Consider the following 6,825-nt stretch of genomic DNA (forward strand, 5'->3'; position numbering starts at 1 on the left):
ACGTATGTACCCGCTCACGCTCAAGGGGCTGGAAGAAGCGATGCGATTGCTGTCGAAATGACCGTCACTCGGCGCGGTCACCCCATCGGTGCTGGTGTGCGATGCGGATGTGCCGCAACTTTTTTGGCCGGGGCTATCAAAACCGATACACGCGCCACCCCCGCGCGCTCCACGACGGCCCAACGGTGCCTTGCGCGATAATCTTGCCTTCAGGCCACGGGGCACCGGTGTACCTGGGCGTTATCCCGCCGTAGTTCAATGGATAGAACGGCCGCCTCCTAAGCGGCAAATCCAGGTTCGATTCCTGGCGGGGGGACCATCCATAGGATGACCGCACGCCCCAGCGCATCCGCTGCACCCCGCCGACCTTGGGGGGACAGATGAAGCGCTGCGACGACCGGGCCAAAAGGCGCGCAGGGCAACCCGCAGCGCCCACACCACGCACAGCCCCACGGCTGCCCACTGTGCCCACGACATCCACGAAACCGCCATGCCACGCTCCTTACTCACCGTCCTTACCCTGCAGCACACCCCGCCGCCTACGGCGCGGTGCATCGAGTCACGGACTCACTCTAGACACCCAGCCATGTCGCCACGCGATAGGTGCACCACGACGCGACATAGGCCAGCGCAAACAGCCCGACCACCGCTGCGACCGTGACGCGCCACGACCCCGTCTCACGCCGAATGACTGCCCAGGTGGCCACGCACTGCGGCGCGTAGACGAACCAGACCAACAACGCCAGTCCGGTAGCCATCGACCATTGCTGCTGAACCACTGACAGCAGCAGATCGGAAACATCGCCATCTGGGGGAGACTCCAGGGCGTAGACCGTGCCCAGCGCCGACACGATGACCTCGCGCGCCGCCAACCCCGGAATCAGCGCCAGGCTGATTTGCCAGTTAAACCCCAACGGCGCAAACACGGTGTACAGGGCATGGCCGAGACGCCCGCCCAGGCTGTACTCCACCGCCTGCGCCGGGTTGACACCTGCCGGCGGTGCCGGCCAGGAAAGGAGCACCCACAGCAACACCGTCAGCGCCAGGATGATGCCACCGACCCGCCGCAGGAATATCCACGCTCGGTCGGCCAGCCCGATCAGGACGTCGCGCATGCGAGGTAAGCGGTAGGCAGGCAACTCCAGCAGCAGCGCGTGCTCGGCGCGATCGGAGCGCCACCACCGCATGAAGCTGGCCACTAGCAGAGCGCTCGCGATACCCAGCGCGTACAGGCCGGTCATCACCAAGCCTTGCAAGCCGATGCCGGGCCCAACACTGCGCGCCGGCACAAGTGCCCCCACCAGCAGCGTGTAGACGGGCAGGCGAGCCGAACAGGTCATCAGCGGGGCCACGATGATGGTGGCCAGACGATCGCGCGGATCGCTAATGGTGCGCGTGGCCATGATGCCAGGAATGGCACAGGCAAAGCTGGACAGCAGCGGAATGAAGGATCGCCCCGACAAACCCGCGCTCGCCAACAAGCGGTCAAGCAAAAAAGCCGCTCTTGGCAGATAGCCCGACTCATCCAGAACAAGGATGAAGAAAAACAGCACCAGAATCTGTGGTAGGAAGACCAGCACACTACCCACCCCGGGAATCACCCCCTCAGCCAGCAGGCTGGTCAAGGGACCCGCAGGCAGATGCTCGCCCACCCAATTGGCCGCTGCGGCAGCCGCCGCATCGATGGCGTCGCTGACCGGAGCCGCCCACGCGTAGACAGCCTGAAAAATCAGAAACGACACCACGGCCAACGTCAACAAACCAAAGACGGGGTGCAACAGCCACCGGTCAAGCCAGACGTCCCACTGGCGCACCTCGGGCTGGCGGACATAGGCGGCCAGCAACGCCCGGGTGCGCTCGTGCACGTCGGTGCCAGCAAGCCCATTCGGCACCACAGCGCCCGGGCTCACCGCCGCGCCGCGCGATGTCAAAGCTTGCGCCAGCGCGTGCCGCAACGCCTGCACACCCTCGCGCTGCACGGCTACCGTGGGCACCACAGGCACGCCCAACGCCTGCTGCAGACCCTCGACATCAATCTCGATGCCCTCCCGCCGCACCCGGTCGAAGAGGTTGAGCGCGATGATGGTAGGGCGCCCCAGCTGCAGCACCTCCAGCGCAAAGCGCAGGTGCAGACGCAGATTCGTGGCATCGACAACGCACACCAACACGTCGGGCAAAAGCTCGCCGGGACGACCGCCGGTGATCACCTCGTAGGCGATGCGCTCGTCCTGCGTGCGCGGACTGAGGCTGTAGAGGCCCGGCAGGTCGATGATCTCGACACGTTGGCCATCCGGCAACTGGCTGACGCCGCTGCGGCGTTCCACTGTAACGCCGGGGTAATTAGCCACTTTGTGGCGACTTCCGGTCAGGCGATTGAACAGCGCGGTTTTTCCCGCATTGGGATTGCCAACCAAGGCCACGATCGGCGGGGTTTGTACGGCCGCTTTCATGATCAGACTGCCTCGATCTCAACGCGTTGCGCCTCCGCCCGACGCAGCGCGAAGCGGGTGCGCGCCACCTGCACCACCAGCGGTTCACGAGCAAAAGGCGCGTAGGCCACCACCTCCACCGTCTCCCCTGGCACAAAACCGAGGTCCTGCAACCGCTGGGCCACACCGTCCTCATTACCAACGGTATGCAGGCGTGTGATGCAACCCTTCCGGTGCAGAGGCAGCTCCGTCAAACGCATAACTGATCTCCCAACATGAAAGCCAGGTTTTAAAAAAGCTTCGCTTAATCATAACGCTTTTCATTCCTTTCTCGGGCGTCTCGAATGGGACTAACAGGGCGGTTCATGCGGTCACCCGTCGGACGACGCGCGCAGTGAGCGGCTGAGCCAAATCACGGGCAACAACCCCACCAGCACCAGCGTCAGGGCGGGCAGCGCCGCCTCGCCCAGGCGCTCGTCGCGCGCCAGCTGGTGCGCCACCACCGCCAGCGTGTCGGTGTCAAATGGCCTCAGCACCAAGGTCGCGGGCAGCTCCTTCATCACATCCACAAACACCAGCAGCCACGCCGCCAGCGCCGAGCGGGTCAACAGCGGCCGGTGCACCCGCCACCACAAGCGCGCGCCCGACACCCCCAACATCACCGCCGCATCGTCCCAGCTGGTCGGAATGCGGCTGTAGCCACTTTGTACAGACTGCAGCGCCACCGCCGTAAAACGCACCAGATACGCCCAGATCACCCCAACAACGGTTGCCGTCACCACACTGGACAGCGAACTGTCGGGCCAGCGCGCCTGCATCCAGCCCACCGGCAGCAGCAGGCCAACCACGATGACCGAACCCGGCACCGCATAACCCAGCGCCACCACCCGCACCGCAGCGCGATGCAGCACGCCGCTGAGCCGCCGCACCGCCAGCGCCAGCGCCAGCGCCGCTGTGCTGGCCAATGTGGCGCTGACTGCCGCCAGCAGCAGGCTGTTGCGCGCCCAGCCACCAAAGGCCTGCCAGGGCAGCTCATCCCATCCCAGCCACAGTGGGCGCAGCATGAACAGCACCGGCAGACCAAAGCCGAACAGCACCGGTGCACCACACACCAGCCAGGCACCCCACGCCCGCGCCCCCCGCAGCTGGAGGGGCTGGGCGGCCGCACCGGCACGCCCGCTGCGCTGGGTGGCAAAGCGCAGCCGGCGCTGGGCGCGCTGCTCCAACCACAGCAGCAGCGCCACCGTGGCCAGCAAGAGCATGGCCAGCTGGGCTGCCGCCACCCGATCATCCATCACCAGCCATGCCTTGTAGATGCCGGCGGTAAACGTCTGCACCCCAAAGTAGCTCGACACCCCAAAATCCGCCAGCGTTTCCATCAGCGCCAGCGCCACGCCTGCCGCCAGCGCCGGGCGCGCCAGCGGCAGCGCCACCGCACCCAAGCGCCGACGCAACGGTGCCCCGAGCAGCCGCGCCGCCTCCAGCAGCTGCGGGGCGCGCTCGGCCAATGCCGTGCGGGTCAGCAGGTACGCATAAGGGTACAAGGTGAACACGAACACCCACCCCGCCCCCCAGGCGTTACGGATCTCGGGCAGCACCCGCCCCTGCCAGCCCATCGTGTCGCGTAACCACGTCTGCAGTGGCCCTGAGTATTGCAGAAAGTCGGTGTAGGCGTAAGCCACCACGTACGCCGGCATGGCCAGCGGCAACAGCAGCAGCCACTCCGCCACGCGGCGGCCCGGGAAATCGAACAGCGTCACCGCCAGCGCCGTGGCGCTGCCCACCAGCGCCACCCCCACCGCTACCCCCAGCGCCAGCGCCACCGTGGTGCCCACGTAATCGGGCAGCGTCGTGGCCGCCATCTCCCGCAGCACGCGGATGGCCCCGGCGTCCCAGGTCAGCGCCGCCGCCAGCAGCGCCCACACCGGCAGCGCCAGCAACAACGCAAACGCCACGATGAGCACGCTCCAGACACGGACCCGCGGACGCCGCGGCCCTGGGACGAGCCCACGCGCCGACGCCGCGGGCGCAGGCGCTTCGGAAGCGGCGCTGGGGACAGCCATCGGCAGCTCGAGGTTGCAACTGAGAATTGGGATTATCTACAATTGTGCACATGGAACTAGACCTCGCCCGTGTCAGCGTGCGCTTCCCCGGCGCCTCGCAGCCTGCGGTCGAGGACGTTTCGCTGGGGCTGGGGGCGGGCCAGATTGGTGTGCTGATCGGCCCTTCCGGCTGTGGCAAGACGACGTTGCTGCGGGCGGTAGCCGGGCTGGAGGCCGTAGCCACGGGGCACATTGCGCTGGGCGGTCGGGTCGTCAGTGAAGTGGGCGTGCACGTGCCGCCCGAGCAGCGCCGCATCGGCCTGGTGTTCCAGGACTATGCCCTGTTTCCTCACCTAAACGTCGGGGAGAACGTGGCGTTTGGTTTGCACGGCCTGCCTGCGGCCGAACGCCGTGCCCGGGTGCAGGAGGTGCTGGCACTGGTCGGCCTGGATGGCTTGCAGCGACGCTATCCGCACGAGCTCTCGGGCGGACAGCAGCAGCGCGTGGCACTGGCGCGGGCACTGGCGCCGCAACCGCGGCTGCTGCTGCTGGATGAGCCGTTCTCGAATCTGGACGTCGATCTGCGCGAGCGGCTCGCGCACGAGCTGCGCGCCATCCTGAAAGCGGCCGCAATCACGGCGCTGTTCGTCACCCACGACCAGCTGGAAGCCTTTGCCATCGGCGACGTGATCGGGGTCATGTATCAGGGGCGGCTGCATCAGTGGGACGACGCCTACATGCTGTACCACCGGCCCGCCACGCGGTTCGTGGCCGAGTTCATCGGACATGGCGTTTTCGTGCCGGCACGCATCCGGCAGGCCGGAGACGACGTGGTGGTAGACACCCCGCTGGGGCCGCTGCACAGCCCGCAGGAATGCCCGCTGCCCAGCGCCTACCCGGACGGCCGGTGCGAAATCCTGCTGCGCGCCGACGACATCGTCCATGACGACGCCTCGCCGGTGAAGGCACAGATCGTGCGCAAGGCCTTCCGCGGCGCCGAGTTTCTGTACACGCTGCGCCTGGCCAGCGGCGAAACCGTGCTGGCACATGTGCCGTCCCACCACGACCATGACGTCGGCGAGTGGATCGGCATCCGCAATGCCATGGACCACCTGGTGACGTTTGCACGTGGGGCAGCCGCCGGTGCCGCGCCCGCGCCGCCGGCGCGACCGCAGCCAGCTGCTGCGGTCGCCGCGGTTGCGTGAATGGCTCAGCGCCACCGACGGCAGGCACCACGCCCACCGTCAATGGGTGCCTGCCTTCCCACGTCAAGCGGCATGCAGGGACCACCCCTGCAGCGATGCCGATGATCCTCTGGGGCGGCCACGACCGGGCAGCAGCCGCCCCAGCACCCGGCACACCGTCTCGGTTTTGGCATCGATCAGGTTGGCCATCACCCGCAGTGGCGGCAAGGCCGATGTATCCATCGACGCGACTGCCCCCAACGCCGGCCTGGGCCACGCCCCCAGCAAACGCAGCAAAGCGGTCAGCCGTGCCGACACCGGCCCGGTGCGCAAGCGCGCCAGGTCGTGACACCGCTCGGGCTGCTGCAACAGCGCCTCGATGATCCACTGCTGGCGCTGGGCGTCATCGGCCGGTTCGCAGCGCCGCAGCATCACCGCCGTCACTGCGCTGGCGCGCCAGGGATGGGGTTGCCCGCACAGGGTATCGACACCCAGCCAGTCGCCCGCCAATGCCAACATCGCCAATATCGGCCCGTCGCTGGAAGGGCGGTCGAGCCGCAACATACCCGACTGCACGCGCCACAGTCCCCCCCGATCACCAGCCTCGAACAGCACCGTGCCGGGCTTCAGCATCAAGAGGGGAGCGCCGCGGCTGCTGGCCTCAATGTTTGTGTCCACCATGCCCCTCATGACCCGCGCCGTGCTGATGTCCGTGGCTGTGCGCCCCGTGGGCTGTGCCCGCCGCTGCGCCCAAAGCCTTCACCACCGCAGTCACACTCTGTTTGACCTGCTGGCCCGCGGCGTTTTCGAACACCAGCGTGATCGGCACATTTTGCCCACCGGCCAGCGGCTGCTTGAGGTCCATCAGCATCACGTGGTAGCCGCCGGGCTTGAGCTCCACCGGCCGGTTGGCTGGCAGGGGCAAATTCGCGATGGCGCGCATGCGCATCACGTTGTTGTCCATCGCCATCTCGTGGATTTCGACGACACCGGCCACGGGCGACTCGGCCGCCACCAGGCGCATGGGCTCGGGCGCGGTCAGCCGCATGAAGGCCCCAGTGGCCTTCTGCTGCGCCACAGTGCCGCGCACCCAAGGGTCTTCCACCTTCACCGTCTGGGCGTGGACGGCAGCGGCCAGCAATAGCGCGACCAGCGGGGCCGCACGCAAAC

General features: G+C 67.3%; 6 protein-coding genes and 1 tRNA gene. 2 read left to right on the forward strand and 5 right to left on the reverse strand.

Translation table 11 applies throughout. From position 1 onward, the window contains the following. The first annotated feature begins 244 nt into the window (after positions 1-244). A tRNA-Arg gene (locus tag V7Z54_RS08420) sits at positions 245-319 on the forward strand. A 253-nt stretch (positions 320-572) separates the two neighbouring features. Here the strand turns inward: V7Z54_RS08420 and feoB are convergent. From feoB to V7Z54_RS08435, 3 genes are all read right to left on the reverse strand, one after another. Continuing rightward, the gene (gene feoB, locus V7Z54_RS08425) at positions 573-2,450 is read right to left on the reverse strand and encodes a ferrous iron transporter B (RefSeq protein ID WP_334135808.1); all 1,878 of its coding nucleotides are present in this window, start codon (positions 2,448-2,450) and stop codon (positions 573-575) included. A 2-nt stretch (positions 2,451-2,452) separates the two neighbouring features. Further along, the gene (locus V7Z54_RS08430) at positions 2,453-2,689 is read right to left on the reverse strand and encodes a FeoA family protein (RefSeq protein WP_334135809.1); all 237 of its coding nucleotides are present in this window, start codon (positions 2,687-2,689) and stop codon (positions 2,453-2,455) included. 111 nt (positions 2,690-2,800) lie between these two features. Further along, positions 2,801-4,384: an ABC transporter permease gene (locus V7Z54_RS08435; protein ID WP_334135811.1), complete on the reverse strand. Its 1,584-nt coding sequence runs from the start codon at positions 4,382-4,384 to the stop codon at positions 2,801-2,803. 158 nt (positions 4,385-4,542) lie between these two features. Here V7Z54_RS08435 and V7Z54_RS08440 point away from each other — a divergent pair, with 158 nt between their 5' ends. Beyond that, a complete protein-coding gene (locus V7Z54_RS08440; RefSeq protein WP_334135812.1) occupies positions 4,543-5,676 on the forward strand; it encodes an ABC transporter ATP-binding protein in 1,134 nt (377 codons plus the stop codon). Between the two features lie 63 nt (positions 5,677-5,739). On the opposite strand, the gene V7Z54_RS08445 is transcribed toward V7Z54_RS08440, so the two are convergent. Continuing rightward, complete coding sequence (locus V7Z54_RS08445) at positions 5,740-6,336, reverse strand: cyclic nucleotide-binding domain-containing protein (RefSeq protein ID WP_334135813.1); 597 nt, start codon at positions 6,334-6,336, stop codon at positions 5,740-5,742. After that, positions 6,317-6,823, reverse strand: a complete 507-nt coding sequence (locus V7Z54_RS08450; protein WP_334135814.1) for a copper chaperone PCu(A)C — start codon at positions 6,821-6,823, stop codon at positions 6,317-6,319. The genes V7Z54_RS08445 and V7Z54_RS08450 overlap by 20 nt, the downstream gene beginning before the upstream one ends. Between the last annotated feature and the right edge of the window lie 2 nt (positions 6,824-6,825).

The organism is Tepidimonas sp. (assembly GCF_036824975.1).
Lineage (GTDB): Bacteria > Pseudomonadota > Gammaproteobacteria > Burkholderiales > Burkholderiaceae_C > Tepidimonas.